Below are 24637 nucleotides of genomic sequence, written 5' to 3' on the forward strand. Positions count from 1 at the left end.
GTCCATCGCACGTTCGTAGACATCCAGGGGGAGTTCCACCCATGCCATCCATACGACGGCCTGCCCTCGCCGCGGCCGCGCTCGCCGCTGTGCTCGCGGTGACCGCGACCGCGTGCGGCCCGACGGACGACAGTGCGAGCGACCAGTCCGGCGTCTCCGCGGGCCAGCAGGGACAGAACGACGCCACCGCGCCCGAGGACATCAAGGAGCGGCTGAGGGAGCTGGGTCTGGACCTGGACAAGTGGAAGAACGGCGAGTGGAAGAACTGGAACAAGGACGACTGGCTGCGGGAGGCCGGGGACTTCGTCAACCCGATCATCGAGGACCTCTGGAAGCCGGAGCGCATGAAGGGCGCCGAGGACCCGCAGAAGACGGTCCCCGCCGACGTCTCCGCTGATCAAGGGGTCACCGATCCCGAGCCGGCACCCGTGGAGGCCGGGGCGGTCGAGACGCCGTACCACGACAACGCGGCTCCCGTCGGCAAGGTCTTCTTCGACGGCCCCGAGGGCTCCATGGTCTGCTCCGCCACCGTCGTGAAGGACCCGGCGAACCCGGGGAAGTCCAACATGGTCTGGACGGCGGGTCACTGTGTCCACGCGGGCAAGAACGGCGGCTGGTACCGCAACATCGCCTTCGTCCCGTCCTTCAACGACAACGGGGCCTCCGCCGACCAGTTGAACAGCGCCCCCCGTGAGCAGGTCGCCCCGTACGGCGTCTGGTGGGCCGACTGGGCCTCCACCTCCGACCAGTGGATCTCCCAGGGTGCCGCCACGGGCGGCAGCGGTGCTCCGTACGACTTCGCCGTGCTCCATGTGAAGCCGGTGAAGGGCAGCGAGGGCACCTCCCTGGAGGAGACCGTCGGCGCGGCCCTGCCGGTCGACTTCAACGCCCCCGCGGTCAAGACCATCGAGAACATGGGAGCCTGGGGCTACCCCGCCGCCCCGCCGTTCGACGGCAGCAGGATGTTCTCCTGCGTCGACAAGCCCGGCCGCCTTTCGGTGGCCTCGTCGCAGCCGACGATGTACCGCATCGGCTGCACGATGACAGGCGGTTCGTCCGGCGGAGGCTGGTTCGCCAACGGAGCCGACGGCAAGCCGGCACTGGTGTCCAACACCTCCATCGGCCCGGCGACGGCCACATGGCTCGCCGGTCCGCATCTGGGTCTTGAGGCGAAGAGCCTGTACGAGACCGTCAGCAGGAAGTTCGCCGGCCAGTAGCAGCCGAGGTGTCCGTAGCAGCTGCCGCGTCCGTAGCAGAGGGCCCGCCCCACCAACCGGTGGGGCGGGCCCTCTGTGGTCGTTCAACTGCCGACGTTCAGCCGCAGCGCCGCATGTGGGGCTCCGGGGTCAGCGCTGCCCGGCCAGTGCATAGGGCTGCAGCTCGGCCGCCAGCTCCTCATGGACCCGCGCCTTGAGCACCGTGCCCTCCGGGATGTGCTCCTCGGAGATCACCTCGCCGTCGGCGTGCGCCCGCGAGACCAACTGACCGTGCGTGTACGGCACCAGCGCCTCGATCTCGACCCGCGGCCGCGGCAGCTCCTCGTCGATCATGGCCAGCAGCTCGTCGATGCCCTGGCCCGTACGGGCGGACACCGCGATGGCGTGCTTCTCGATCCGCAGCAGCCGCTGCAGTACGAGCGGGTCGGCGGCGTCCGCCTTGTTGATCACCACGATCTCGGGCACGTCCACCGCGCCCACGTCGCGGATCACTTCGCGCACTGCCGCCAGCTGCTCCTCGGGCACCGGGTGTGAACCGTCCACCACGTGAAGGATCAGATCGGAGTCCCCGACCTCCTCCATCGTGGAGCGGAACGCCTCCACCAGGTGATGCGGCAGGTGCCGGACGAAGCCGACGGTGTCGGCCAGGGTGTAGAGCCGGCCGCTGGGCGTCTCGGCCCGGCGCACGGTGGGGTCGAGGGTGGCGAACAGCGCGTTCTCCACCAGGACGCCCGCACCCGTCAGCCGGTTCAGGAGCGAGGACTTACCCGCGTTGGTGTATCCGGCGATGGCGACCGAAGGTACCTTGTTCCGACGGCGCTCCTGCCGCTTGATGTCACGGCCGGTCTTCATGTCCGCGATCTCCCGGCGCATCTTCGCCATCTTCTCGCGGATGCGCCGCCGGTCCGTCTCGATCTTGGTCTCACCGGGGCCGCGGGTGGCCATACCGCCGCCCGACGAACCGGAGCCACCGCCACCCATCTGCCGGGACAGCGACTGACCCCAGCCACGCAGCCGCGGCAGCATGTACTGCATCTGGGCCAGCGAGACCTGCGCCTTGCCCTCTCGGGACTTGGCGTGCTGGGCGAAGATGTCGAGGATCAGGGCAGTGCGATCGACCACCTTCACCTTGACGACGTCCTCGAGGTGGATGAGCTGCCCCGGGGTGAGCTCACCGTCGCAGACGACGGTGTCGGCTCCGCTCTCGAGCACGATCTCCCGCAGCTCCTGAGCCTTGCCCGAGCCGATGTACGTGGCCGGGTCGGGCTTGTCGCGGCGCTGGATCACTCCGTCGAGGACCACCGCGCCGGCCGTCTCGGCCAGTGCGGCCAGTTCGGCGAGGGAGTTCTCCGCGTCATCCACCGTGCCGGACGTCCAGACGCCGACCAGCACCACGCGCTCCAGGCGCAGCTGCCGGTACTCGACCTCGGTGACGTCCTCGAGCTCGGTGGACAGGCCCGTGACACGACGCAGTGCCGCCCGGTCGGAGCGGTCGTACTGGTCGCCGTCACGCTCCTCGTCGATCTCGTAACTCCAGGCGACGTCCTCTTCCATCAGGGCGTCGGCCCGAAGGCTTGTCGAAAAGCTCTGGGCATCCTGGGAAGGGGAAGAAGAGGAGGTCATTTGATCCTTACGTCGATGGAAACTCTCATCGGTGACAACACCGGGGGACTCCGGAGGATTCCCCTGCCCGGGCCGCCCTGCCACCGTGCCGGCCTGCCGGCCTGAAATCCCGCCGATCTGCCGACCCGAAAATGGTCCCATGCCCGCGGGCGGCCGTCACGCGGGTTTTCCGTGCCGGTGGGGATCCCTCCCACCCTGCTGTGGTGCGGCAGCAGCCGGTTGCGGTACGGCCCCGTCGGCCTTCCAGTCGGGGTGACCGGGCATGGCCGGCGTCCTGGCGTCGTACAGCCACGACCGCAGAAAGGCCGTCTGGTCCTGCCCGGAGACCTCGGAGGCCAGCGCGATGAAGTCGGCGGTGGAGGCATGGCCGTACCGGTGGCGTGCCGCCCAGGTCCGCTCCAGACGGTCGAAGGCCGCTGCGCCGATCCGCTCGCGCAGCGCGTAGAGCACCAGCGCGCCGCCGTCGTAGATGACCGGCCGGAAGATGTCGGTCTTCCGTCCGGGAGCCGGCGGCGCGGGCGCGGCAGGCGGACCGCCGACGGCGCGCCAGGCGTCGGACAGGCCGTACGCCCGGCGCATCCGCTCGGAGAGCCGGGCCCCTGAGCGCTCCTCGGCGTAGAGGGCTTCGTACCAGGTGGCGTGGCTCTCGCTGAGCCAGACGTCCGACCACCGCACGGGGCTGACGCTGTTGCCGAACCACTGATGGGCCAGCTCGTGCACCATGACCGATTCGACATACGGCTCGGCGAAGCGCGGGTCCGTGAACAGTCCGCGCTCGAAGAGTGAGAGCGTCTGGGTCTCCAGTTCGAACCCGGTCCGGGCCCCGGCGATCAGCACGCCGTACGTCTCGAAGGGGTACGGGCCGACTTTCCTCTCCATCCAGGCGATCTGCCCGGGGGTGCGGGCCGTCCACCTCGCCAACCGTTCGCGGTCGGCCGCGGGCACGACGTCCCGTACGGGCAGACCGTGCGGTCCGGTGCGCCGCAGCACCGCGGAGCGTCCGATGGAGACCTGCGCCAGCTCGGTGGCCATCGGGTGGGCCGTGCGATACGCCCATGTGGTCGTGGCATCCCCCGGCTCACGGAACAGGGGGAGCCCGCCCGCGACGACCGTGATCCCCTTCGGTGCGGTGACGCGGAAGGTGAACCGGGCCTTGTCGGAGGGGTGGTCGTTGCACGGGAAGACCCGGTGTGCGGCATCGGCCTGGTTGGCCATCGCCAGACCGTCGTCCGTCCGCACCCAGCCGCCGTCCGTCGCGTTCGGGTCACTGGTGTGCACGACGCCGATCCGGAACGGGGCTCCTGCCCGGACGGGCCGGGCCGGAGTGAGGGCGAGGTCCTCGCCGACGGACTCGAACCGGGCCGGACGGCCGTTCACCTCGACGGATGTGACCGTGCCCCGAGCGAAGTCCAGATGGAACCCGGCCAGTGGGGCTGTGGCGCGGGCCTCGATCACCGTGACCGCCCGCAGGGGCTTGCTGTTGCTGCCGGAGTACTCGAAGGCGATGTCGTACGCCAGGACGTCGTAGCCCGGATTCCCGAGATGGGGGAAGAGGCGGTCGCCGATCCCCGCCGCCGCCGGTGACGGCGTACCGGCAGCGACGAGGGTGGCCATGGCGGCAGCCGCGAAGGCCGCCCTGCGGTGCCGTGAGCGGATCATGCCCTTACGGCTATCAGCGCCGTGCAAGCCTCCGGCGGAGCCGCGCGCCCCCACCCACTCGAACGGCAGCCCTCCGCCTCGCCCGCCACCGCATCAGTGTCCTGTTCGCCATACTCCGCGACGGCACCTTCTACGAGTCACGCACCCCGGAAGCGGCCCCCGCATGACCCACACAGGCTTGACGAAGGACATAGAGGCACCCCCGCCTATGAGTTCCGCAGACCGCTGCCTATGAGTTCCGCAGACCGCTGCTCTCGTCTGCCGATGTCATCTGCTCGCCTCCTTGTGCTGATGTCCTCCGCCGGCCCGCTGCTCACGTCCTCTGCCGGCCTCGCCTGGTCACGGTGTCGCCCACCGGGGGCACGACTACGCCCGGAGAGTGGGCACGGCTCACATCGAAGACCCCCGGCACTCTGAGCATGGCGCGCATCAGGGCGGGGAGGTCCGCCGCGTCGGGGAGTTGGAGGGTGTAGGTGTGGCGGACGCGCTGTTCGTGGGGTGGCTCGACGGCGGCGGAGACGATGGCCGCGCCTTCCAGCGCGATGGCTTCGGTGAGGTCGGCGAGGAGGTGCGGGCGGCCGAACGCCTCAGCCAGGAGCGTGACCCGGCAGTCGCCGGCGGAACCCTCTCCCCGGCCGCGCCACCGCACCCCGACCGGGTGCCGTCCGGCCACCGTCATGCGAGTGACCGCCGGACACTGCGCCCGGTGCACGGTGACGGCGCCGCCCCGGACGGCGAACCCGGTGACCGCGTCGGGCGGCACCGGCGTACAACAGCCGGCGAGGCGTACGGTCGCACCGGGCAGGTCCGCGACGGCGGCGACCACCGCGGCAGGGCCCGGCACCGCCCCCTCGGCATCCGTCCCCTCCGTCGCCGCCTGGACCGCTTCCGTCCCATCCGCCTCGCCGTTCCCCTCACCGTCCACCGGTGCGCTCCCCGGCCCCGCCGCGGGCGGAAGGGCAGGTGCCTTCAGCGCCTCCGGGTGCGCCGCCAGCCAGCGGCTGATCGCGATACGCGCGGCGGGTGTACGGGCGTGCTGCAGCCAGTCGGGGGCCGGACCGGCAGCAGGGTCCTGAGCCATCAGGAGCTGGAGCGTGTCGCCGTCACGGAGTACCGTCGCGAGGGTCGCGAGCCGGCCGTTGACCCGTGCTCCGATGCAGGTGTGCGCGGCCTCGCCGTGCAGGGCGTACGCCGCATCCACACAGCTGGCGCCCGCGGGCAGTCCGAAAGTACCGCCGGCGGCGCGGAAGACGGTGATCTCGGCGTCCTGGGCGAGGTCGTCGCGCAGGGAGTCCCAGAAGGTGTCCGGGTCGGGGGCGGCCTGCTGCCAGGCGAGCAGCCGGGACAGCCAGCCGGGGCGGGTGGGATCGGCGCGCTCGCCGTCCGCCGCCGCCTCATCGGCGCCCTCCGCGGTCGGAGCGTACGGATTGCCCAAGGCGATCACTCCGGCCTCGGCCACCAGATGCATCTGGTGCGTACGGATGAGGACTTCGGCGACCTCACCTCCCGGCCGGCACGCCACGGCCGTGTGCAGCGACTGGTACAGATTGAACTTGGGGACGGCGATGAAGTCCTTGAACTCGGAGATCACCGGGGTGAAACAGGTGTGGAGTTCACCGAGGACCGCGTAGCAGTCGGCGTCCTCCGCCACGAGCACCAGGATCCGTCCGAAGTCCGCGCCGCCGAGCTTGCCCCGTTTGAGGCGCACCCGGTGCACCGAGACGAAGTGCCGCGGCCTGACCAGGACTTCGGCCGCGATGTCCGCCTCCCGCAGGACCGCCCGCAGCTCCTCCGCGATCCGGTTCAGCGGATCCGGGCGGCTCGCGTGGTCGAGGAGGAGCTCACGCGTACGGGCGTACTCCTCGGGGTGGAGGATCGCGAAGACCAGGTCCTCCAGCTCTGTCTTGAGCGCCTGCACGCCGAGCCGTTCGGCCAGCGGGATCAGGACGTCGCGGGTGACCTTGGCGATCCTGACCTGCTTCTCGGGCCGCATCACGCCGAGGGTGCGCATGTTGTGCAGCCGGTCGGCGAGCTTGATCGACATCACGCGGACGTCGTTGCCGGTGGCGACGAGCATCTTGCGGAAGGTCTCGGGTTCCGCCGCGGCCCCGTAGTCCACCTTTTCCAATTTGGTGACGCCGTCGACGAGATAGCGGACCTCCTCGCCGAACTCCTCCCGCACCTGGTCCAGCGTCACCTCGGTGTCCTCGACGGTGTCGTGGAGCAGCGAGGCGGTCAACGTCGTCGTCTCGGCGCCCAGTTCGGCCAGGATCAGGGTGACCGCGAGGGGGTGGGTGATGTACGGCTCGCCGCTCTTGCGCGTCTGGCCCCGGTGCGAGGACTCGGCGAGGACATACGCCCGGCGCAGCGGTTCCAGGTCCGCGCCCGGGTGGTGCGCGCGGTGCACCTTCGCCACATGGTCGATGGCATCCGGCAGCCGGTCCCGGGGAGCGGGGCCCAACAGCGCCGCGCGACCGAGTCTGCGCAGGTCGATACGGGCGCGCCTGCGGGCAGGGGGACCAGGGTTGGTGGCCTCTGCGCTCATGGGCACCTCCGGCGGCATCGACCGGCGGGGGGCTGGGCCGGTGCCCGACGCCCAGGCCGGTGCTTGATGCTATCGAGCCCATCACGCACGGGAGACCAGCTCTCGCTCAGCGTGAAACGGATCACCCATTCGAGCGAGGAATCAGACGAAAGCGGTTGCGATCCACTCCGGGTCGATCACGCCTTCGGCCACGATCACGGCAGGACCGGTCATCTCGATACGGCCGTCGGGGTGCTCGGAGACCACCAGGCGACCGCCCGGGAGGTCCACCGTGTACGTTACGGGGCGGCCGGTCGCGGCCGGGTCCACGCCGTCGCGCCGGGCGGCGGCGACCATGACGGCGCACGCTCCGGTACCGCAGGAGCGGGTCTCGCCGGAGCCACGCTCATGGACACGCATCGCGACATGGCCGGGGCCGCGGTCCACGACGAACTCGACGTTCGTGCCCTCGGGGTACGCGGACGCGGGCTCGACCGGCGGAGCGGTGAGCAGGTCGCCCGCGTGGGCGATGTCCTCGACGAACGCGACCGCGTGCGGGTTTCCCATGTTGACATGGCGCGCGGGCCAGCGGCGGTCCCCGACCGCGACCGTGACCTCGCCGTCCGGGAGGAGCGCCCGGCCCATGTCCACGGTGATGTCACCGTCGGAGCCCTTGGCGATGTGCACCTTCCGGACCCCGGCCCGGGTGGCGACCGCCAGGTCCCCTTCGTCCACCAGGTCCGCACGCCGGAGGTAGCGCGCGAAGACGCGTACGCCGTTGCCGCACATCTCCGCGATGCTGCCGTCGCCGTTGCGGTAGTCCATGAACCACTCGGCCTCGGCGGCCATCGCCGCGGCCTCGGGGTGGGCAGCGGACCGTACGACGTGCAGCAGACCGTCCCCGCCGATCCCGGCTCGCCGGTCGCAGAGCCGCGCCACGACGGCGGCGGGCAGGTCGAGGGCGTTGTCGGGGTCGGGAACGATCACGAAGTCGTTCTCGGTGCCATGACCTTTGAGGAAGGGGATCCGCGCGGTGCTCACGCCACGATGGTACGGGGCCGCTCACCGCTGGGCCGCTGCCGCGGTGGCTGGGAGGCGTGGTGCCGCTCCTGGGGTCTCTTGACGGGTGCAGGTCCCTTCCCGGTGCGGTCCCTTCGCGGTGCCGGGGCCGGGACCTCCGGGGCGGGGAGTCCTGGAACCTCTATCGACGGGCCCGGCGGTCCACACGTACTCCCCTGGCCTTCGGCACGGGGGACCCCCAGGTTGCCAGAACCCCACCCCTACGCCCCCATCCCCTCCGCCGGTGCCCCCCGTCGGTCCAGCCGGCCTCCACCGGTGGCCCGGTGCGCCGGGGGCCGGGCCTGGGGCGGCTTCCGCGCACCGTAGGTCCGGCGGTTCGGGTGGGCAGGTGGAGCGAGGTGCCATGAAGAGGCGCCTGGCCCCGAACGGGGTGGGGCCGGGTGGTCAGCGGAGGCGGGCCACGCGCCAGATCGCCAGGGCCACTACCGTCCCGACCACCAGCGCGTACAGGACGATGACGCGCCAGTCCGGACGCTTGTCCGAGCCGCGCGGCGGAAACCCCGGCCATGTGAGGCCGACACGCCGGGCGGCCATCATGCCCCAGCCCGCCGCGCAACTGCTGATCAGCAGGCCGAGCATCGCCACCACCGCCCCGCCGTCACCGAATTCGAAGGCGAGCGGGAAGGCGAACATCAACGAGCCCGCGGCCGCGAGGGCGACGATCGGGGCGAGCTGCCAGATCCGCAGCCGCCGCGGCGGACGCAGCTCGCGGAAGGACTCGCCGCCGGGGGTCTCGTTCTCGGGACCGTCCGGAGTGAGCTCCTCCGACTCCTCGTCCTGCGGCTGATGTGGTTTGTCGCGAGGGCCGGCCTCCATTGCCACGCGCCCTCCCAACTCAGACATCACAGCTCGATCGAAGGTCGATGATGACACGGCCTCCGAGGCCCGGAAGGCGCCCGGAGCGTCCCGATGCCATCACGTGATCAGGCTGTGACCGCTCGTTCGACCAACGTCAACGCGTGCCCCTGAAGTTCCGGCCGGCTCTCCGCGGCCCCGCTGAGCCAGTTCACCCGGGGATCCCGGCGGAACCACGAGTCCTGACGGCGCGCGAAGCGCTTGGTGGCGCGTACGGTCTCGGCACGCGCCTCATCTTCCGTGCACTCGCCCGACAGAAAGGCGAGTACCTGCTGGTAGCCGAGGGCGCGGGAGGCGGTGCGCCCCTCGCGGAGACCGGCGGCTTCCAAGGTGCGGACCTCTTCGACGAGGCCCTCGTCCCACATCCGGTCCACGCGCGTAGTGATGCGCTCGTCCAGTTCCGGCCGCTCGACGTCCACCCCGATCTGGACGGTGTCGTAAATCGATTCGTGGCCCGGGAGGTTGGCGGTGAAGGGGCGGCCGGTGATCTCGATGACCTCCAGGGCCCGGACGATGCGCCGACCGTTGCTGGGCAGGATCGCCCTGCCGGCCTCGGGGTCGGCGGCCGCCAGCCGGGCGTGGAGCGGACCTGTCCCCTCCGCCAGCAACTCGGCCTCCAGACGGGCGCGTACCTCGGGGTCGGTGCCCGGGAACTCCAGCGCGTCGATCGCTCCGCGCACGTAGAGGCCGGACCCGCCGACGAGCACCGGGGTGCGGCCCTCGGCCAGCAGCCGGTCGATCTCCGCCCGTGCCAGTCGCTGGTACTCGGCGACGCTCGCGGTCTCGGTGACGTCCCAGATGTCGAGCAGCCGGTGCGGCACCCCTTGGCGTTCGGCGGTCGTCAGTTTGGCGGTGCCGATGTCCATGCCCCGGTACAACTGCATGGAGTCCGCGTTGATCACCTCGCCGTCGAGGCACTGGGCGAGGGAGACCCCTAGGTCGGATTTTCCGGCCGCAGTGGGTCCGACAACGGCGATGACCCGGGGCGCGGGCGCTGTGCTGCTCACTGCCACAGTCTCGCAAACCTCCCCGTCTCTCCTCGAATGAGCTACGTGACGACCCGCTTCCGGGGTCGTTGCGTGTTGCGAGGTTCCGCCAGCCGGTTTACGGACCGGTGCCGCAGGGCGACGCAATGGGACGCTCCGGGCAGCGCGGGATATCGCTCACACGAGTAGGTATGGAGTAGATATGGGTGTGTTTGCAAGGTTCCGCCGTCGTTCCTCCACGGCGTCAACCGAGGAGGCGACAGCCGCCACCCAGACGAAGGGATCCGCCGAGGCCGCGGTTGACGCCTCGGGGGAGACCTCGAAGTCGTCCGACGGGGTCGAGATCCCCAAGCAGCAGTCCGCGGAAGAAGCCGCCGACAGCGAGGCCGGTGAAGGCGCCCGTCAGTAATCCCGCTCGAGGGAACCGCACCCGTCGGCGGACGGCCGCGAAGCCGCGTGCCTCGCGGCCGTCCGCGTCTCTACGACCAGGCGGCGACGAAGTAGCCCACGCCGTACGGGGCGTCGTCGTACAGCAACTCGCCCGCCAGCCCGGCCCCTTCGCCCGCTCCCGCGAGCATCTGCCAGGGAGCGCGGCCGGCGGCTTTCAGCTCGTACGCCAGCTCCTCGTCGAGAGCGAGGAGCCCGGCGGTGTCCGCAGCGCCGAGCGCCCGTGCGACCTCGGCGTCGAAGCCGGCGGCCCGCTCGTCGAGATAGCCGGGAGCCTTGAGGGTCCGGCAGGCGGTGCCGTCCCCCATCACCAGCAGAGCTACTCGCTCGGCGCCGGCCGCCAGCTCCCGCCCCACCTGGGCGCAGCGGTCCGCGGCGAGGGGCTCGCCGACCCCGAGGCCCTGGAGGGGGGCCGCGGACCACCCGGTTCGTTCCAGGAGCCACGCGGCCACCGCGAGCGACAGCGGGAGCTGCCGTACGGGGGCGGTGTCCGCCGCTCCGAGCCGGACCTCCCGGTCGACACCGAAGCTCCGGAAGGAGCCGGTCGCACCCTGCGGGTGGGGCCCGCCTCCGGCCTGGTCGGCCGGGCCGATCACGACCAGCCGGTCGGGGCGCGCGGCGGCCAGTACGGCGATGGCGTCGGAGCAGGCGGCACGGAGGGCGTCGAGCTCGGGTGCCGCACCGGCGGCGACGTCGGGTACGAGGAGCGGCGGGAAGGGTGAGACAGCGGCTGCGGCAAGCATGCCCGCACCCTACGCTCGCCCGGACGCCGCCCTGCTGGGCTGTCGACCTGCGGTGAAGCTTTCCGGGCCGGCATCGAAGCGACCGGCGCGCCGGTGGGCTTTGCCGAGGGCAGGACTGCTCCTCAGGCGCAGCCGCCCGTCACCGCCGGGAGCGGAGCCGGAACCCCCACCGTCGGCAGGCCCAGCATCACCCCGGACGCCTTCTGAGGTGCCGCGTTTCGGCGCTCCCAGGCGTCGCCCGCGCGGGTGCGCCGGACACCCTTCGCCGGGCCCTCGGCCAGCAGGTGGTGCGGCGCGGCGTAGGTGATCTCCACCTCGACGACATCGCCCGGGCGGACCGGCTCCGCGGGCCGGGCGAAGTGCACGAGGCGGTTGTCCGGGGCACGGCCGGAGAGCCGGTGCGTGGCGTCGTCCTTGCGGCCCTCGCCCTCCGCGACGAGCACGTCCAGCGTCCGCCCGACCTGCTTCTTGTTCTCCGCCCAGCTGATCTCCTCCTGGAGGGCCACCAGACGCTCGTAGCGCGCCTGTACGACCTCCTTGGGGATCTGTCCGTCCATCTCCGCGGCCGGGGTTCCGGGGCGCTTGGAGTACTGGAAGGTGAACGCCTGGGCGAAGCGCGCCTCCCGCACGACGTGCATGGTCTGCTCGAAGTCCTCCTCCGTCTCGCCGGGGAAGCCGACGATGATGTCGGTCGAGATCGCGGCGTCGGGCATCGCGGCGCGCACCTTCTCGATGATCCCGAGGTAGCGGTCCTGCCGGTAGGAGCGGCGCATCGCCTTGAGGACGGTGTCCGAGCCGGACTGGAGCGGCATGTGCAGCTGCGGCATGACGTTCGGCGTCTCCGCCATCGCGCTGATCACATCGTCCGTGAAATCACGCGGATGCGGGGAGGTGAAGCGGACCCGCTCCAGCCCGTCGATGGCACCGCACGCCCGCAGCAGCTTGCTGAACGCCTCCCGGTCGCCGATGTCGGACCCGTAGGCGTTGACGTTCTGCCCGAGCAGTGTGATCTCGGTGACGCCCTCGGCGACCAGCGTCTCGACCTCGGCGAGGATGTCCCCCGGCCGCCGGTCCTTCTCCTTGCCGCGCAGCGCGGGGACGATGCAGAAGGTGCAGGTGTTGTTGCAGCCGACCGAGATGGAGACCCACGCCGCGTACGCGGACTCGCGCCGCGTCGGCAGGGTCGAGGGGAACGCCTCCAGCGACTCGGCGATCTCGACCTGCGCCTCCTCCTGGACGCGCGCCCGCTCGAGCAGCACCGGCAGGCTGCCGATGTTGTGCGTCCCGAACACGACGTCGACCCACGGAGCCCGCTTCACGATGGTGTCGCGGTCCTTCTGGGCGAGACAGCCGCCGACGGCGATCTGCATCCCGGGCCGCTTCGCCTTGATCGGGGCGAGCCGGCCGAGGTTGCCGTACAGCCGGTTGTCGGCGTTCTCCCGCACCGCGCAGGTGTTGAAGACGACGATGTCGGCCTCCCCCTCGGAATGGCCTTCGGGCGCACGCACATACCCGGCGTCCTCCAGCAGGCCGGAGAGCCGTTCGGAGTCGTGGACATTCATCTGGCACCCGTAGGTGCGGATCTCGTAGCTACGGCCAAGGGCGTCCTGCGCGGTCATGCCACCAGGGTAGGCGGTGCCTGGGGTGCCCCCCGACCTCGGAGTCCCGCCGGGGCGTGCGGGCCCGGAGCCGCCGGGATCCGGGGCCGCCCCCGGCGCGGGGCTCCGGGTCGGGGACCCCTGCCCGACGTGGAACGACAGGCCACGACGGCGCGGACCCGCCCTCCTCGCGCAGGGCCCGGTGTTCCGCCCGCCCGGACCGCTCCCGGAGCCGCGGCCGCCGTCACGGGCGCCACCGGCGTCCGCGCGATCCATGATGTCCGCGCCGTCCGCGCTCCGGTCTCCGGGCGGTGCGGCACTGGCAGATCCGCTGTCGGCAGGCAGTGTTTTCTTGCGGGAGCGGAGGCGGCGGTGGAGTCCGTGCACGCTGGTCGGCGACTCCGGGACGGATACGGCGGCGCGGGACCGTTGTCATCCGTCATGTCCGCGCCGCGCGCACGCGGCGGCCACCGGTACGACCCCCGCGCCCCCCGTGCGGCTATTGGAGCGGTGGTGCGGGACGTCGTGGCGCGGGTCCCTCTGCTCGGGCATGCCGTCCAGCGTGTCTCCGCCCTCCTTCGGGGGATGCTCGGGCGACCTCTGGTCCTCCCAGGCGGTGAGCTGGCAGGATCACGCGCATGGCTCCCGCTCTCCCCCGCATCGGCAGCCGCGCGGCCGCCCTGTGCATGGGCCGGCGCCGCGTGGTGCAGGCCGCCGTCGCGGCGGCCGCCGCGCTGGCGCTGCTGCTGTGGTGGCTGCTGCCGTTCGGCAAGGCGCCGTCGCCGCACGGCACGGTGGCGTTCACGACGGGGGTGCCCACCGGGGTGTACGCGCGGTACGGCGAGTTGCTCAAGCGGCATCTGGCCCGGGACCTGCCCGACGTGGAGATGCGCCTGCAGTACAGCGAGGGGTCCGTCCAGAACATCGAGCGGCTCGTCTCCGGCGAGGCGAGCTTCACCATCGCCACGGCGGACGCCGTCGCCGCCTATCGCGACCAGGGGGGCAGGCACGCGGACCGGCTCCGGGCCTGCGCCCGCTTGTACGACGACTACATGCAACTGGTGGTCCCCGCCGGCTCGCGGGTGAGGAGCGCCGCGGATCTGCGCGGGCGCCGGGTCGCCATCGGGCAGCCCGGCTCCGGGGTGAGCCTCATAGCGGGCCGGCTACTCAAGGCCGCGGGTCTCGACGTCGACAAGGACATCGATCCGGTCCGGGTGGGCATCGACAAGATGCCCGATCTGATGCGCGAGGGCAGGATCGACGCCTTCTTCTGGTCCGGCGGGCTGCCGACCGGCGCCGTCTCCGGTCTGGCCGACGACTTCGACGTCCGTCTCGTCCAGCTCGGTGACCTCAGCGACGAGCTGCAGGCCCAGGGCCCGGCCACACGTTATTACCGCGCCGCGGTCATGCCGGCGGACGCGTACCCCGAGGTGCAGGACGGCCGGGCCGTGAAGACCGTGGCGGTGGCCAATCTGCTGGTGACCACGGACCGTACGGAGCCGGGGCTCACCGAGGGGATCACCCGGACGGTGATCGACAGCCGCGACCGGATCGGCAGCCAGGTCCATGCGGCGCAGCTGGTCGACCTGCGGACGGCGATCTTCACCGACCCCCTGGAGCTGCACGAGGGCGCCCGCCGCTATTACCGCTCGGTCAAGTCCTGATCAGCACGCTCGGTCAGGGACATGACCGAGCCGACGTCCGTCACCGAGACATCGGAGCCGCGTCATGCATGACGACCGCAGCATCGTCGAAGCCCGTCTGAGCCGTGTCCTCACCGAACGCCTCCGGCCCGCCGTCCACAGCGGCCCCGTACCGCTCACCATCGAGCGGTGGGACGCTCCCGGCGAGCCGGTGCCGGTCTCCGAGGGGCTGGCGGCCGTGTACCGGCCGGCGCGGGCGGGTGAGCCGTGGGGCCGGGCCTGGGGCACCACATGGTTCAAGGTCGGCGGCACGGTCCCGCACAGCTGGCAGGGGCGGGCCGTCGAGGCCGTACTCGATCTGGGCTTCGACCGGCAGATGCCCGGGTTCCAGTGCGAGGGGCTGGTCCACCGGCCCGACGGGGAGGCCGTGAAGGCGCTCCATCCGCTCAACGACTGGGTGCGTGTCGGCGACCGCGTCCGGGGCGGCGAAGAGGTGCTGCTGTACATCGAGGCGGCCTCGAACCCCGTCCTCGCCGGTCAGACACCCACCCATCAGGGGGACCGGCTCACGGCGAGCGACGAGCCTCTCTACAGGATCGCCCGGATGGACCTCGCCGTCTTCGAGGAGGAGGTCTGGGAGCTGGTCCAGGACCTGGAGGTCCTGGGCGGGTTGATGACACAGCTGTCGGAGGGCGACGCGCGGCGCTGGGAACTGCTGCGCGCCGTCGAGCGTTCCCTGGACGCCGTGGACCTGGCCGACGTCCCCGGCTCGGCGGCACGCGCGCGTGACCCGCTGGCCGGTGTCCTCGCCTCGCCCGCGAACGCGTCCGCGCACCGGATCAGCGCGGTCGGGCACGCGCACATCGACTCCGCGTGGCTGTGGCCCCTGCGGGAGACGGTCCGGAAGGTGGCGCGCACTTGCTCCAATGTGGTCGGTCTGATGGACGACCATCCGGAGTTCGTCTTCGCGATGTCGCAGGCCCAGCAGCTGGCCTGGGTCAAGGAGCACCGGCCCGAGGTCTACGCCAAGGTCAAGAAGAAAGTCAGCCAAGGGCAGTTCGTGCCCGTCGGCGGCATGTGGGTGGAGTCCGACACCAATATGGTCGGCGGCGAGGCGATGGCGCGGCAGTTCCTGTACGGGAAGAAGTTCTTCCTCGACGAGTTCGGCATCGACACCCAGGAGGTGTGGCTGCCCGACTCCTTCGGCTACACCGCCGCGATGCCCCAGATCGTGAAGCTCTCGGGGTCGACGTGGTTTCTGACCCAGAAGATCTCCTGGAACCAGGCCAATGCCTTCCCGCACCACACCTTCTGGTGGGAGGGGATCGACGGGACCCGTGTCTTCACCCACTTCCCGCCGGTGGACACCTACAACTCCGACCTCGGCGGCGGGCAGTTGGCCCACGCCGCCCGCAACTACCGGGAGAAGGGCGGCGGCTCGCGCTCGCTGGCGCCCTTCGGCTGGGGTGACGGCGGCGGCGGCCCGACCCGCGAGATGCTGGCGCGGGCCAGGCGACTGGGGAATCTGGAAGGCTCGCCGAGGGTCACCGTGGAGAAGCCGTCGGCCTTCTTCGAGGAGGCGCACGCGGAGTACCCGGGCGCCCCCGTCTGGGTGGGCGAGCTGTATCTCGAGCTGCACCGCGGGACCTACACCTCGCAGGCGAAGACGAAGCAGGGGAACCGGTACAGCGAGTCGCTGCTGCGGGAGGCGGAGCTGTGGGCGGCGACGGCCGCGGTCCGCGTCCCGGACTACGCCTACCCCTACGAGGATCTGGAGCGGATCTGGAAGACGGTGCTGCTGCACCAGTTCCACGACATCCTCCCCGGTTCGTCGATCGCCTGGGTGCACCGGGAGGCACGCGCGACGTACGCGCGCGTGCACCAGGAACTGACCGCGATCACGGTCGCCGCGCAGCGTGCCTTGACCGGCGGCGGGGAAGGGACGGTCGTCTTCAACGCCGCTCCGCATGCCCGGCGCGGTGTGCCCGCCGGCGGTGCGGCCGTCGAACCGGGCCGTACCGGAGAGCCGGTCACCGTCGGCGAGCGCGAAGGCGGCGGCGTCGTGCTCGCCAACGGTCTGCTGCGGATCGAGGTCGACGGGCGCGGCCTGGTCGTCTCGGTGTACGACCTGACCGCCCGGCGCGAGGCGGTGGCGCCCGGCCTGGCCGCGAACCTTCTCCAGATCCACCCGGACTTCCCCAACATGTGGGACGCCTGGGACGTGGACGCCTTCTACCGTCACCGCGTCACGGATCTGGTGGAGCTCGACGAGCTGTCGGTCGAGGAGGAGGGCGAGGACCGGGTCGTGCTGAGCGTCACCCGCTCCTTCGGCGCCTCGTCGGTGGTGCAGCGGCTCGCGCTGCGCTCGGGCGCGAAGGTGCTCGACATCGACACCGAGGTCGACTGGCATGAGACGGAAAAGTTCCTCAAGGCGGCGTTCCCGCTGGATGTGAAGGCGGACCGGTCCGCCGCGGAGACGCAGTTCGGCCATGTCTTCCGCGCCACGCACACCAACACCTCCTGGGACGCGGCGAAGTTCGAGATCTGCGCGCACCGCTGGATCCAGGTCGAGGAGCCCGGCTGGGGCGCGGCGCTGGTGAACGACTCGACGTACGGCCATGACGTCACCCGTGACGTACGGGAGGACGGCGGGCAGACCACGACCGTACGGCTGTCGCTGCTGCGTGCCCCCCGCTATCCGGACCCGGAGACCGACCAGGGCCGGCACCGGCTGCGCTACGCGCTCGCGCCGGGAGCGTCGGTGGGCGACGCGGTCCGCGAGGGCCACTGGATCAATCTGCCGGAGCGGACTGCGCCGGGGTCCGCTCCGGTGGAGCCACTGGTGTCCGTGGACAACGACCAGGTGGTCCTGGAGACGGTCAAGCTGGCCGAGGACCGCAGCGGAGCCGTGGTGGTGCGGCTCTACGAGTCGGCCGGCGGCCGGGCCGCGGCCACGCTCACGGCCGGTTTCCCGGTGGCGTCGGTGACCGGCACGGACCTCCTGGAACGGCCGTCGGCGGAAGCCCCCGCGTACGAACTGTCGGCGGAGGGAGCGGTGGAACTGGCGCTGCGGCCGTTCGAGATCGTGACCCTGCGGCTGGCGCCGCGCACGGAGGACCTCCCCTGGTGAGGAGGGCACGGCTGTGCGGCCGGGCCTGTCCCACCCGGCCCGGCGCACCGGCGCCGGGCCGTCGGGGGGTTGCGCCCGCGAGGCGGGCACGGTTCGGTGGAAGGACAGCGGCAGGGGACCGGACGGAGGCCCGCGATGGCCGCTTCCTGGTGTTGGAGGGCGAGGGCCGCTCCGATGGCGGTGCTCGTGCTGATGGTGTCCCTTGCCGTGGGCTGCGGCGGCAGTGGGCCGGACGACGTCCGGCCCGGCGACCGCACACCCGCCACGGCCCCGCCGACGACCACCTCCCCGGCGCCTCCGGCCGTCGCGGAGGAGCCCGTCGAGGAGGACATCGGCACCGCGGTGTCGGTCGTCGACCGCTACTGGGACCGGCACTGGGCGGAGCTGTTCACCGGAACGTACCGGTCGCCGCGGATCCTCGGCGGTTACGACGGCGCGGCTGCGAGCGTGCCCCGGTGCGGCGGACAGCCGCTGGCGGACGACAACGCGGTCTACTGCCCGGCACGCGACTTCCTCGCCTGGGACGTGGACCTGATGAACGCCGGGCACCGGGCCGGGGACGCATGGGTCTATCTGGTGATCGCCCATGAGTGGGGGCATGCCGTCCAGAACCGGCTGGACACCCAACTGGTCGCTCTGCAGCTGGAGCTGCAGGCTGACTGTCTGGCGGGAGCGGTGCTGTTCGGGGCCGCGGCCGACGGCATGCTGCGGTTCGAGGAAGGCGACACCGACGAACTCGCCCAGGCCTTGGGAGTGCTCGCCGACGACACTCCGTGGACGAAGGCCTCCGACCACGGCGACGCGTCCGAGCGCATCGGGGCCTTCACCCGCGGTACGCAGGACGGGGTGAAGGGCTGTCTTCCGACGTGACCGTACGCGGGCCCGCCGCCGAGGAGCCGCCCGCCGAGCCGGGGGCGTCGGCTCGTCCCCGCCCGCGACGTCAGCCCGGCGGTGCCGTCCGCGGCACCGTGATCGTCACCCTCAGCCCGTCCGGCTCATTCGGCGCGTACGCCATCGAGGCCCCGCCCGCGGCGAGCAGCGCCCGGGTGATGGACAGGCCCAGGCCCGACCCCGAGACGTTCTGGTGCCGGCTGCTGCGCCAGAAGCGGTCGCCGATCCGGGTCAGCTCCTCCTCGGTCAGCCCCGGGCCGCCGTCCGCGACCGTGATGCGTACGGTGTTGCCGTCGTGCTCCGCGGTGACCGTCACCCCGGCGTCCTCCGGGGTGAACTTGAGGGCGTTGTCGACGACGGCGTCCAGCGCGCTGGAGAGGGCGACCGGGTCGGCCCATCCGGTCGCCCCGGACGGTCCCTCGTAGGCCAGCGCCACCCCGTTGCGGTCGGCGACCGGGCGCCAGGCGCCGACCCGCTCCTCCGCCAGGGCCGCCACATCGGTCAGCTGCAGATCGGCCGCGGCGTGCTCGGCGAGAGCCAGGTCGAGGAGGTCGTCGAGGACACGGGCCAGGCGTTTGCCCTCGGTGCGGACGGAGGCGATCTCCTCGTTGCCGTCGGGAAGTTCCAGTGCGAGCAGCTCGATGCGCAGCAACAGCGCGGCAAGGGGGTTGCGCAGCTGGTGCGAGGCATCGGCGACGAACGCGCGCTGCTGTTCGAGGACTTCCTCGACGTTGTCGGCCATCTCGTTGAAGGACCGCGCCAGTCGGCGCAGTTCCGGCGGCCCGCCCGCCGCCGCCACCCGGGACTTCATCCGGCCGGTGGCGATGTCGTGGGTGGCCGCGTCCAGAACGCGTACGGGCCGCAGCACCCAGCCCGTGAGGCGGAAGGCCGCGCCGACCGCGAGCAGCATGGCGGCGCACTCGCCCGCGCCGATGAGCAGCCAGCCGTGGAGGATGCGCGACCGCATCTGCCCGGTGGGCGAGTCGGTGACGACGACCGCGACGACATCGCCGTCCCGGACGACGGGCGAGGCGACGGCCAGCCGACCGCGCTGCCAGGGCCAGACCTGGCGCGGGTCATGGCTGCGGCGGCCGGCCAGCGCCTCCCGGAAGGCCTGGTCGCCCTCTCCCCCGTCCGGCACCGACCAGCCGTGCGGGGCGACGGCCATCGCCGACCGGTCGCGGTAGAAGACCCCGGCCCGTATCCCGTACAGATCGTCGTAGCGGGCGAGTTCGGCGCGGAGCGTGGCCAGCCGGCCGCCCTCGTCCTCGGGCTTGCTCGCCGAGGGGCGGGCCGTCACGAACTGGGCGAGGGCCGCGAAGCGGGCCGTGTCGTCGATCCGGTCGACCACCACCCGCTGCTGCTCGGCCGCCGCCAGGCTCGCGGCGAGGGGGAAGCCCAGCGCGAGCAGCACGCCCGCCATGAGGACGATGAGCAGGGGGAGGAGTCGGGTGCGCACCGGGCCGTACGCGTCCTTCAGACGGCCGGGGCGACGAGGCGGTAGCCCACTCCGCGCACCGTCTCGATCAGGGCGGGCATCCGCAGCTTGGAGCGGAGGGAGGCGATGTGCACTTCGAGGGTACGGCCGGTCCCCTCCCAGCTGGTCCGCCACACCTCGCTGATGATCTGCTCGCGCCGGAAGACGACCCCGGGGCGCTGGGCGAGCAGCGCCAAGAGGTCGAACTCCTTGCGGGTGAGCGGCACGGACGTACCGTCCACCGACACCTGCCGGGTGGGGAGTTCGATGAGCACGGGGCCCAGGCGCAGCGGCTCGGCCGGGCCGCTGTCGGTGTCCTCGGGACCGCTCTCCCCGGGAACGGTGCGGCGGCTGACCGCATGGATCCGGGCCAGCAGCTCTCCGGTGTCGTACGGCTTGACCACGTAGTCGTCGGCGCCGAGGTTCAAGCCGTGTATCCGGGAGCGCACATCGGCGCGCGCCGTCACCATGATCACGGGGGTGGCGGTGCGCTTGCGGATCCGGCCGCAGACCTCGAAACCGTCCTGGTCGGGCAGGCCGAGGTCGAGGAGTACGACCCCGAAGGGCGCGCCGGTGTCCGGCAGCAGCGCCTGCAGCGCCTCCTCACCGCTGCGGGCGTGGGTGACCTCGAACCCGTGCCGGGCGAGCACCGCGGCCAGGGCGGCCGCGACATGGTTGTCGTCCTCGACGAGCAACAGTCTCATCGGCCCCCCTTCCCCTCTGGTGCGATGCGGTGCCGTATGCGGTGGTGTGTCGGTGCGGTCACAGGGCATCCAGCCCGATGGGGCGCCGCACGTCAAGGGGGATCAGGCGGTGAGCGGCCATCCGTTACGGAGCCGGTAGGGATGCGGACCGGCGGGCGCCTCCGCGGTCACCCAGCGTCGTGGTGCGTGGCCGTATCGTTATGCTCAATTTCCGCTCAGATGTAATGACGCTGATCCACGCGGCTCACTAAGGTCCTCGCAACCGAGGAGGACGGAGCAAGAGCCGATGACCGAAGTATCGGTGACCAAGGACGCCGCACCCGCGGCGGACCCCCTGGTCGTGCTGGACAACGTCAACAAGCACTTCGGCGCGCTGCATGTGCTCCAGGACATCGATCTGACCATCGCCCGCGGCGAGGTCGTCGTGGTCATCGGACCGTCCGGATCCGGCAAGTCGACGCTGTGCCGCACGATCAACCGGCTGGAGACGATCGACTCCGGCGCCATCACGATCGACGGGAAGCCGCTGCCGCAGGAGGGCCGTGAACTCGCCCGGCTGCGTGCGGACGTCGGGATGGTCTTCCAGTCGTTCAACCTCTTCGCACACAAGACGGTGCTGGAGAATGTGATGCTGGGCCAGGTCAAGGTCCGGCGCGCGGACAAGAAGGCGGCCGAGGAGAAGGCCCGTGCCCTGCTCGACCGGGTCGGCGTCGGCACCCAGGCGGACAAGTACCCGGCCCAGCTCTCCGGTGGCCAGCAGCAGCGGGTGGCGATCGCCCGCGCCCTGGCCATGGACCCGAAGGTGATGCTCTTCGACGAGCCCACCTCGGCGCTCGACCCGGAGATGATCAACGAGGTGCTGGAGGTCATGCAGCAGCTCGCCCGGGAGGGTATGACGATGGTCGTCGTCACCCACGAGATGGGCTTCGCGCGATCCGCGGCGAACCGCGTCGTCTTCATGGCCGATGGCCGGATCGTCGAAGAGGCGCAGCCGGACCAGTTCTTCAACAACCCGCGCAGCGACCGGGCCAAGGACTTCCTGTCGAAGATCCTGCACCACTGACCGGCCCGACTGCCCAAGCTGCCCACGTCCGACGACGCAAAGGATGTTCACGATGAAGCTCCGTAGGAGTGCGGCCGCGGCCGCTGTGGTGTTCGCGCTCACCGCGACGGCGACCGCCTGTGGCGGCGAGTCCGGGACCGCCGGCGACAAGCCGGGCGGCGCGCCGTCCGGCAAGGACGCCCCCAAGCTGCCGACGTACACGGTGGCGAAGGACGTCAAGGTGGACTCGCCCACGCTGAAGAAGGCGCAGAAGCGCGGCGAGATCGTCATCGGTTCCAAGGCGGACCAGCCCTACCTCGGCTTCGAGGACACCGAGGGCAAGCGCTCCGGATTCGACATCGAGATCGCCAAGATGGTCGCCGCCGACCTCGGCTTCTCCCCGGAGCAGATCACGTTCAAGACCGTCGACTCCGGTGTCCGCGAGACCTCGATCTCCAAGGGCCAGGTCGACATCTACGTCGGCACCTACTCGATCAACGACGAGCGCAAGAAGCAGGTCGGCTTCGCGGGCCCGTACTACAAGGCGGGCGCCGACCTCCTGGTGCGCAAGGACGACTCGTCCATCAAGGGCAAGGAGAGCGTCAAGGGCAAGAAGGTCTGCTCGATCGTCGGCTCCACCCCGCTCCAGGAGATCAAGAAGCCCCAGTACGGCGCCGAGGTCACCGAGCTCGCCAAGTACTCGGACTGCGTCAAGCAGCTGATCGACGGTCAGGTCGACGCGGTCACCACCGATGACGCGATCCTCAAGGGCTACGCCGCCCAGCGCCCGACCAAGCTCAAGGTGGTCGGCAAGCCGTTCACCGAGGAGCCGTACGGCGTCGGGCTCAACAAGGACGACAAGGCGCTGCGCGACGCGATCAGCGATGCCCTCGAGGCCCATGTCAAGAACGGCGACTACAAGAAGGCCTACGACGCGACGCTCGGTCTCTCCGGCTCGAAGTACGCCGAGCCGCCGGCCCTCGAGCGCTACTGACGCCCACCCGGCCCGACCGGTGACCACCCGCCGCCCCGTACGCCCGCCGAGGCGGACGTACGGGGCGCGGTGGCCCGTGCCCGTCCTCCCCCGGCCTCCGGCACGGGGAACCCCGATGCCCGCCGACGCGGAGACCTCATGAACGTACTGCTCGACCATCTACCGCTGTTCCGCGAAGGGTTCCTCGGAACCATCTCGCTGACCGCGGCCAGCGCGGTGCTCGCCCTGGTGCTGGGCGTGCTCATAGCCGGCTGCCGGGTGTCGCCCGTGCCGCCGCTCCGGTTCTTCGGCACGGCCTGGGTGACCCTGCTGCGCAACACCCCGCTCACGCTGCTGTTCCTGGTCGTGACCTTCGTGGTCCCGGCCATCCTCTTCGCGGGCCTGAGCCCGTACGTGGCCGCCGTTGTCGCACTCGGCTTCTACACCTCGTCGTTCGTCTGCGAGGCCGTCCGGTCCGGCATCAACACGGTCTCCCTCGGCCAGGCGGAAGCCGCCCGCAGTATCGGCATGACGTTCTTCCAGACTCTGCGGATCGTGATCCTGCCGCAGGCCACGCGGACGGTGCTCCCGCCGCTGAGCAGCATCTTCATCGCCCTGACCAAGAACACCGCCATTGCGGGCGCGTTCAGTGTCACCGAGCTCTTCGGCGTGCAGAAGCTGCTGAGCGACCGGGGCTTCCCGATCGGCTGGATCTTCCTCTGGGTGGCCCTCGCCTACCTGGTCGTCACCTTCACCATCAGCGGCATCTTCCGGCTGCTGGAGCGCCGACTGGAGGTCGCGCGATGAGTTCCAGCGTCCTCTACGACGCCCCTGGCCCCAAGGCCCGGATCCGCAACCGCATATACACCGTGGCCGGCTCCGCCGCCGTCCTCGCTCTCATCGCCTTCGGCATCTACCGGCTGGCCGACAAGGGCCAGCTCGAGCCGGAGATGTGGGACATCTTCAACAACGCCGGCGTACGGACCAAGATCCGCGACGGTGTGCTGACCACGCTCCAGGTCTTCGCGGCGGCCGCGGTGCTGTCGGTCGTGCTGGGTGTGCTGCTCGCCGTCGCACGGCTCTCCGATCACCGGCCCGTGCGGTGGCTGGCCACCGGATTCATCGAGCTCTTCCGGGCCGTACCGCTGCTGATCACCATCTACGTCCTGTGGGTGCTCTTCCTCACCTACAAGGCGGACCTGGGCTTCATCGGCGAGAGCACCGAGTACTGGGCCCTGGTGATCGGACTGACCGTCTACAACGGGACGGTCCAGGCGGAGGTGCTCCGGGCAGGCATCAACTCGGTGCCGAAGGGCCAGCGGGAAGCCGCCTACGCCCTGGGGATGAGCAAGACCCAGGTGATGACCACGGTCCTCCTCCCGCAGGCCGTACGCGCGATGCTGCCCACGATCATCAGCCAGCTCGTCGTGACCCTGAAGGACACCTCGCTCGGCTACATCATCACCTACGAGGAACTGCTGTACGCCGCCCGCCAGATGGCGAGCAACATCATCGTGAACGGGGACAACCCGTACGTCCCGGTGATCATCGTCGTCGGCTGCATCTACGTCGCGATGTGTCTGGCGCTCTCCTCCCTCGCCACCTGGATCGAGAAGCGCGGACGCCGTGCGAAGACCGGTATCGCGGTGGCCGCCGCCGCCGAGCCGGCCGAGGCGCCGGGAGTGCTCGACGTGACGGACGGGACCGGCGCCGCACCCGCTCCGCGCGAGCCGGAGGGGCCCGACGGGCCGCCTGTGACGAAGGACTGACGCCCCGGTGGGCAGCGGCGGCCGGCGCCGCTGCCCACCGTCGCTTGACGCGGACACCCGCAGTGGGTTGCATACTTTCTGTGATCGCGCACCGGGCCCCCCTTGTCTCCTTCCGTACGTCCCGAACCGGTGGGGGAGACGCGTCGTGGACCCGGTGATCGTCGTCGGGGCGGGGCCCATTGGGCTCTCCCTCGCCCTGGCCCTCACCCGCCATGGTGTGCCGGTCGTGGTGGTGGACGAGGGCACGGAGCAGGCCGAGGCGCGCCCCGCCCGTAC

At 71.2% G+C, this 24637-nt stretch carries 20 protein-coding genes and 1 pseudogene; 11 read left to right on the top strand and 10 right to left on the bottom strand.

Annotation, left to right across the window (positions count from 1 at the left end; all coding sequences use genetic code 11):
- Nucleotides 1-41: 41 nt before the first annotated feature.
- Nucleotides 42-1217: a trypsin-like serine peptidase gene (locus tag ACTWQE_RS12360; protein WP_443328939.1), complete on the top strand. Its 1176-nt coding sequence runs from the start codon at nt 42-44 to the stop codon at nt 1215-1217.
- Between the two features lie 129 nt (nt 1218-1346).
- On the opposite strand, the gene hflX is transcribed toward ACTWQE_RS12360, so the two are convergent.
- Nucleotides 1347-2840 (bottom strand): GTPase HflX, encoded by a 1494-nt coding sequence (gene hflX / locus ACTWQE_RS12365; RefSeq protein ID WP_443328940.1) that lies wholly within the window; start codon nt 2838-2840, stop codon nt 1347-1349.
- Between the two features lie 156 nt (nt 2841-2996).
- Complete coding sequence (locus ACTWQE_RS12370; RefSeq protein ID WP_443328941.1) at nt 2997-4499, bottom strand: M1 family metallopeptidase; 1503 nt, start codon at nt 4497-4499, stop codon at nt 2997-2999.
- Nucleotides 4500-4534: 35 nt separating this feature from the next.
- On the opposite strand from ACTWQE_RS12370, the pseudogene ACTWQE_RS12375 reads away from it, so the two are divergent.
- A pseudogene (locus ACTWQE_RS12375) lies at nt 4535-4666 on the top strand (IS110 family transposase); the annotation flags it as partial.
- A gap of 146 nt (nt 4667-4812) precedes the next feature.
- Here the strand turns inward: ACTWQE_RS12375 and ACTWQE_RS12380 are convergent.
- The 4 genes from ACTWQE_RS12380 to miaA all read right to left on the bottom strand — a co-directional run bounded on the left by ACTWQE_RS12380 (nt 4813) and on the right by miaA (nt 9965).
- Complete coding sequence (locus tag ACTWQE_RS12380) at nt 4813-7044, bottom strand: RelA/SpoT family protein (RefSeq protein ID WP_443328942.1); 2232 nt, start codon at nt 7042-7044, stop codon at nt 4813-4815.
- A gap of 141 nt (nt 7045-7185) precedes the next feature.
- Nucleotides 7186-8064, bottom strand: coding sequence for a diaminopimelate epimerase (gene dapF / locus ACTWQE_RS12385; protein ID WP_443328943.1), 879 nt, complete (start codon nt 8062-8064; stop codon nt 7186-7188).
- A gap of 423 nt (nt 8065-8487) precedes the next feature.
- The gene (locus tag ACTWQE_RS12390; RefSeq protein WP_443328961.1) at nt 8488-8919 is read right to left on the bottom strand and encodes a hypothetical protein; all 432 of its coding nucleotides are present in this window, start codon (nt 8917-8919) and stop codon (nt 8488-8490) included.
- Between the two features lie 107 nt (nt 8920-9026).
- Nucleotides 9027-9965: a tRNA (adenosine(37)-N6)-dimethylallyltransferase MiaA gene (gene miaA / locus ACTWQE_RS12395; RefSeq protein ID WP_443328944.1), complete on the bottom strand. Its 939-nt coding sequence runs from the start codon at nt 9963-9965 to the stop codon at nt 9027-9029.
- 181 nt (nt 9966-10146) lie between these two features.
- Between miaA and ACTWQE_RS12400 the strand changes: the two genes are divergently transcribed.
- Nucleotides 10147-10353 (top strand): gliding motility protein, encoded by a 207-nt coding sequence (locus tag ACTWQE_RS12400; RefSeq protein ID WP_443328945.1) that lies wholly within the window; start codon nt 10147-10149, stop codon nt 10351-10353.
- Nucleotides 10354-10423: 70 nt separating this feature from the next.
- Here the strand turns inward: ACTWQE_RS12400 and ACTWQE_RS12405 are convergent, their stop codons facing one another.
- Nucleotides 10424-11134, bottom strand: a complete 711-nt coding sequence (locus tag ACTWQE_RS12405) for a class III extradiol dioxygenase subunit B-like domain-containing protein (RefSeq protein WP_443328946.1) — start codon at nt 11132-11134, stop codon at nt 10424-10426.
- A gap of 122 nt (nt 11135-11256) precedes the next feature.
- Nucleotides 11257-12753, bottom strand: a complete 1497-nt coding sequence (miaB, locus tag ACTWQE_RS12410) for a tRNA (N6-isopentenyl adenosine(37)-C2)-methylthiotransferase MiaB (RefSeq protein WP_443328947.1) — start codon at nt 12751-12753, stop codon at nt 11257-11259.
- A gap of 617 nt (nt 12754-13370) precedes the next feature.
- Between miaB and ACTWQE_RS12415 the strand changes: the two genes are divergently transcribed.
- The 3 genes from ACTWQE_RS12415 to ACTWQE_RS12425 all read left to right on the top strand — a co-directional run bounded on the left by ACTWQE_RS12415 (nt 13371) and on the right by ACTWQE_RS12425 (nt 18375).
- Nucleotides 13371-14396, top strand: a complete 1026-nt coding sequence (locus ACTWQE_RS12415) for a TAXI family TRAP transporter solute-binding subunit (protein ID WP_443328948.1) — start codon at nt 13371-13373, stop codon at nt 14394-14396.
- 64 nt (nt 14397-14460) lie between these two features.
- Nucleotides 14461-17505, top strand: a complete 3045-nt coding sequence (locus ACTWQE_RS12420) for an alpha-mannosidase (RefSeq protein ID WP_443328949.1) — start codon at nt 14461-14463, stop codon at nt 17503-17505.
- 174 nt (nt 17506-17679) lie between these two features.
- Nucleotides 17680-18375 (top strand): neutral zinc metallopeptidase, encoded by a 696-nt coding sequence (locus tag ACTWQE_RS12425; RefSeq protein ID WP_443328950.1) that lies wholly within the window; start codon nt 17680-17682, stop codon nt 18373-18375.
- Nucleotides 18376-18445: 70 nt separating this feature from the next.
- Here the strand turns inward: ACTWQE_RS12425 and ACTWQE_RS12430 are convergent, their stop codons facing one another.
- Complete coding sequence (locus ACTWQE_RS12430; RefSeq protein WP_443328951.1) at nt 18446-19855, bottom strand: ATP-binding protein; 1410 nt, start codon at nt 19853-19855, stop codon at nt 18446-18448.
- 17 nt (nt 19856-19872) lie between these two features.
- Entirely contained in the window at nt 19873-20577 is a 705-nt protein-coding gene (locus ACTWQE_RS12435; RefSeq protein WP_443328952.1) for a response regulator transcription factor, read from the bottom strand.
- Between the two features lie 286 nt (nt 20578-20863).
- Here ACTWQE_RS12435 and ACTWQE_RS12440 point away from each other — a divergent pair, with 286 nt between their 5' ends.
- The 5 genes from ACTWQE_RS12440 to ACTWQE_RS12460 form a co-directional block, all read left to right on the top strand.
- Nucleotides 20864-21640, top strand: coding sequence for an amino acid ABC transporter ATP-binding protein (locus ACTWQE_RS12440; RefSeq protein ID WP_443328953.1), 777 nt, complete (start codon nt 20864-20866; stop codon nt 21638-21640).
- 52 nt (nt 21641-21692) lie between these two features.
- Nucleotides 21693-22613 (top strand): glutamate ABC transporter substrate-binding protein, encoded by a 921-nt coding sequence (locus tag ACTWQE_RS12445; RefSeq protein ID WP_443328954.1) that lies wholly within the window; start codon nt 21693-21695, stop codon nt 22611-22613.
- 138 nt (nt 22614-22751) lie between these two features.
- Complete coding sequence (locus tag ACTWQE_RS12450) at nt 22752-23399, top strand: amino acid ABC transporter permease (protein WP_443328955.1); 648 nt, start codon at nt 22752-22754, stop codon at nt 23397-23399.
- Nucleotides 23396-24361, top strand: coding sequence for an amino acid ABC transporter permease (locus ACTWQE_RS12455; RefSeq protein WP_443328956.1), 966 nt, complete (start codon nt 23396-23398; stop codon nt 24359-24361). The genes ACTWQE_RS12450 and ACTWQE_RS12455 overlap by 4 nt, the downstream gene beginning before the upstream one ends.
- 67 nt (nt 24362-24428) lie before the next feature.
- On the top strand, nt 24429-24637 hold a 209-nt coding region (locus ACTWQE_RS12460), incomplete at its 3' end, for an FAD-dependent oxidoreductase (RefSeq protein ID WP_443328957.1).

Origin of the sequence: Streptomyces sp. 8N706 (genome assembly GCF_052245415.1) — a bacterium.
In the GTDB taxonomy this organism is placed as follows: domain Bacteria; phylum Actinomycetota; class Actinomycetes; order Streptomycetales; family Streptomycetaceae; genus Streptomyces.

What these genes read in the sequence shown, in the direction of transcription:
- ACTWQE_RS12400 (WP_443328945.1), top strand. Translation starts at nt 10,147, where the DNA reads ATGGGTGTGTTTGCAAGGTTCCGCCGTCGTTCCTCCACGGCGTCAACC.
- ACTWQE_RS12390 (WP_443328961.1), bottom strand. Translation starts at nt 8,919, where the DNA reads ATGGAGGCCGGCCCTCGCGACAAACCACATCAGCCGCAGGACGAGGAG.
- ACTWQE_RS12420 (WP_443328949.1), top strand. Translation starts at nt 14,461, where the DNA reads ATGCATGACGACCGCAGCATCGTCGAAGCCCGTCTGAGCCGTGTCCTC.
- ACTWQE_RS12440 (WP_443328953.1), top strand. Translation starts at nt 20,864, where the DNA reads ATGACCGAAGTATCGGTGACCAAGGACGCCGCACCCGCGGCGGACCCC.
- ACTWQE_RS12380 (WP_443328942.1), bottom strand. Translation starts at nt 7,044, where the DNA reads ATGAGCGCAGAGGCCACCAACCCTGGTCCCCCTGCCCGCAGGCGCGCC.
- ACTWQE_RS12455 (WP_443328956.1), top strand. Translation starts at nt 23,396, where the DNA reads ATGAGTTCCAGCGTCCTCTACGACGCCCCTGGCCCCAAGGCCCGGATC.
- ACTWQE_RS12415 (WP_443328948.1), top strand. Translation starts at nt 13,371, where the DNA reads ATGGCTCCCGCTCTCCCCCGCATCGGCAGCCGCGCGGCCGCCCTGTGC.
- ACTWQE_RS12425 (WP_443328950.1), top strand. Translation starts at nt 17,680, where the DNA reads ATGGCGGTGCTCGTGCTGATGGTGTCCCTTGCCGTGGGCTGCGGCGGC.
- hflX (WP_443328940.1), bottom strand. Translation starts at nt 2,840, where the DNA reads ATGACCTCCTCTTCTTCCCCTTCCCAGGATGCCCAGAGCTTTTCGACA.
- miaB (WP_443328947.1), bottom strand. Translation starts at nt 12,753, where the DNA reads ATGACCGCGCAGGACGCCCTTGGCCGTAGCTACGAGATCCGCACCTAC.
- ACTWQE_RS12360 (WP_443328939.1), top strand. Translation starts at nt 42, where the DNA reads ATGCCATCCATACGACGGCCTGCCCTCGCCGCGGCCGCGCTCGCCGCT.
- ACTWQE_RS12405 (WP_443328946.1), bottom strand. Translation starts at nt 11,134, where the DNA reads ATGCTTGCCGCAGCCGCTGTCTCACCCTTCCCGCCGCTCCTCGTACCC.
- ACTWQE_RS12450 (WP_443328955.1), top strand. Translation starts at nt 22,752, where the DNA reads ATGAACGTACTGCTCGACCATCTACCGCTGTTCCGCGAAGGGTTCCTC.
- ACTWQE_RS12445 (WP_443328954.1), top strand. Translation starts at nt 21,693, where the DNA reads ATGAAGCTCCGTAGGAGTGCGGCCGCGGCCGCTGTGGTGTTCGCGCTC.
- ACTWQE_RS12435 (WP_443328952.1), bottom strand. Translation starts at nt 20,577, where the DNA reads ATGAGACTGTTGCTCGTCGAGGACGACAACCATGTCGCGGCCGCCCTG.
- ACTWQE_RS12370 (WP_443328941.1), bottom strand. Translation starts at nt 4,499, where the DNA reads ATGATCCGCTCACGGCACCGCAGGGCGGCCTTCGCGGCTGCCGCCATG.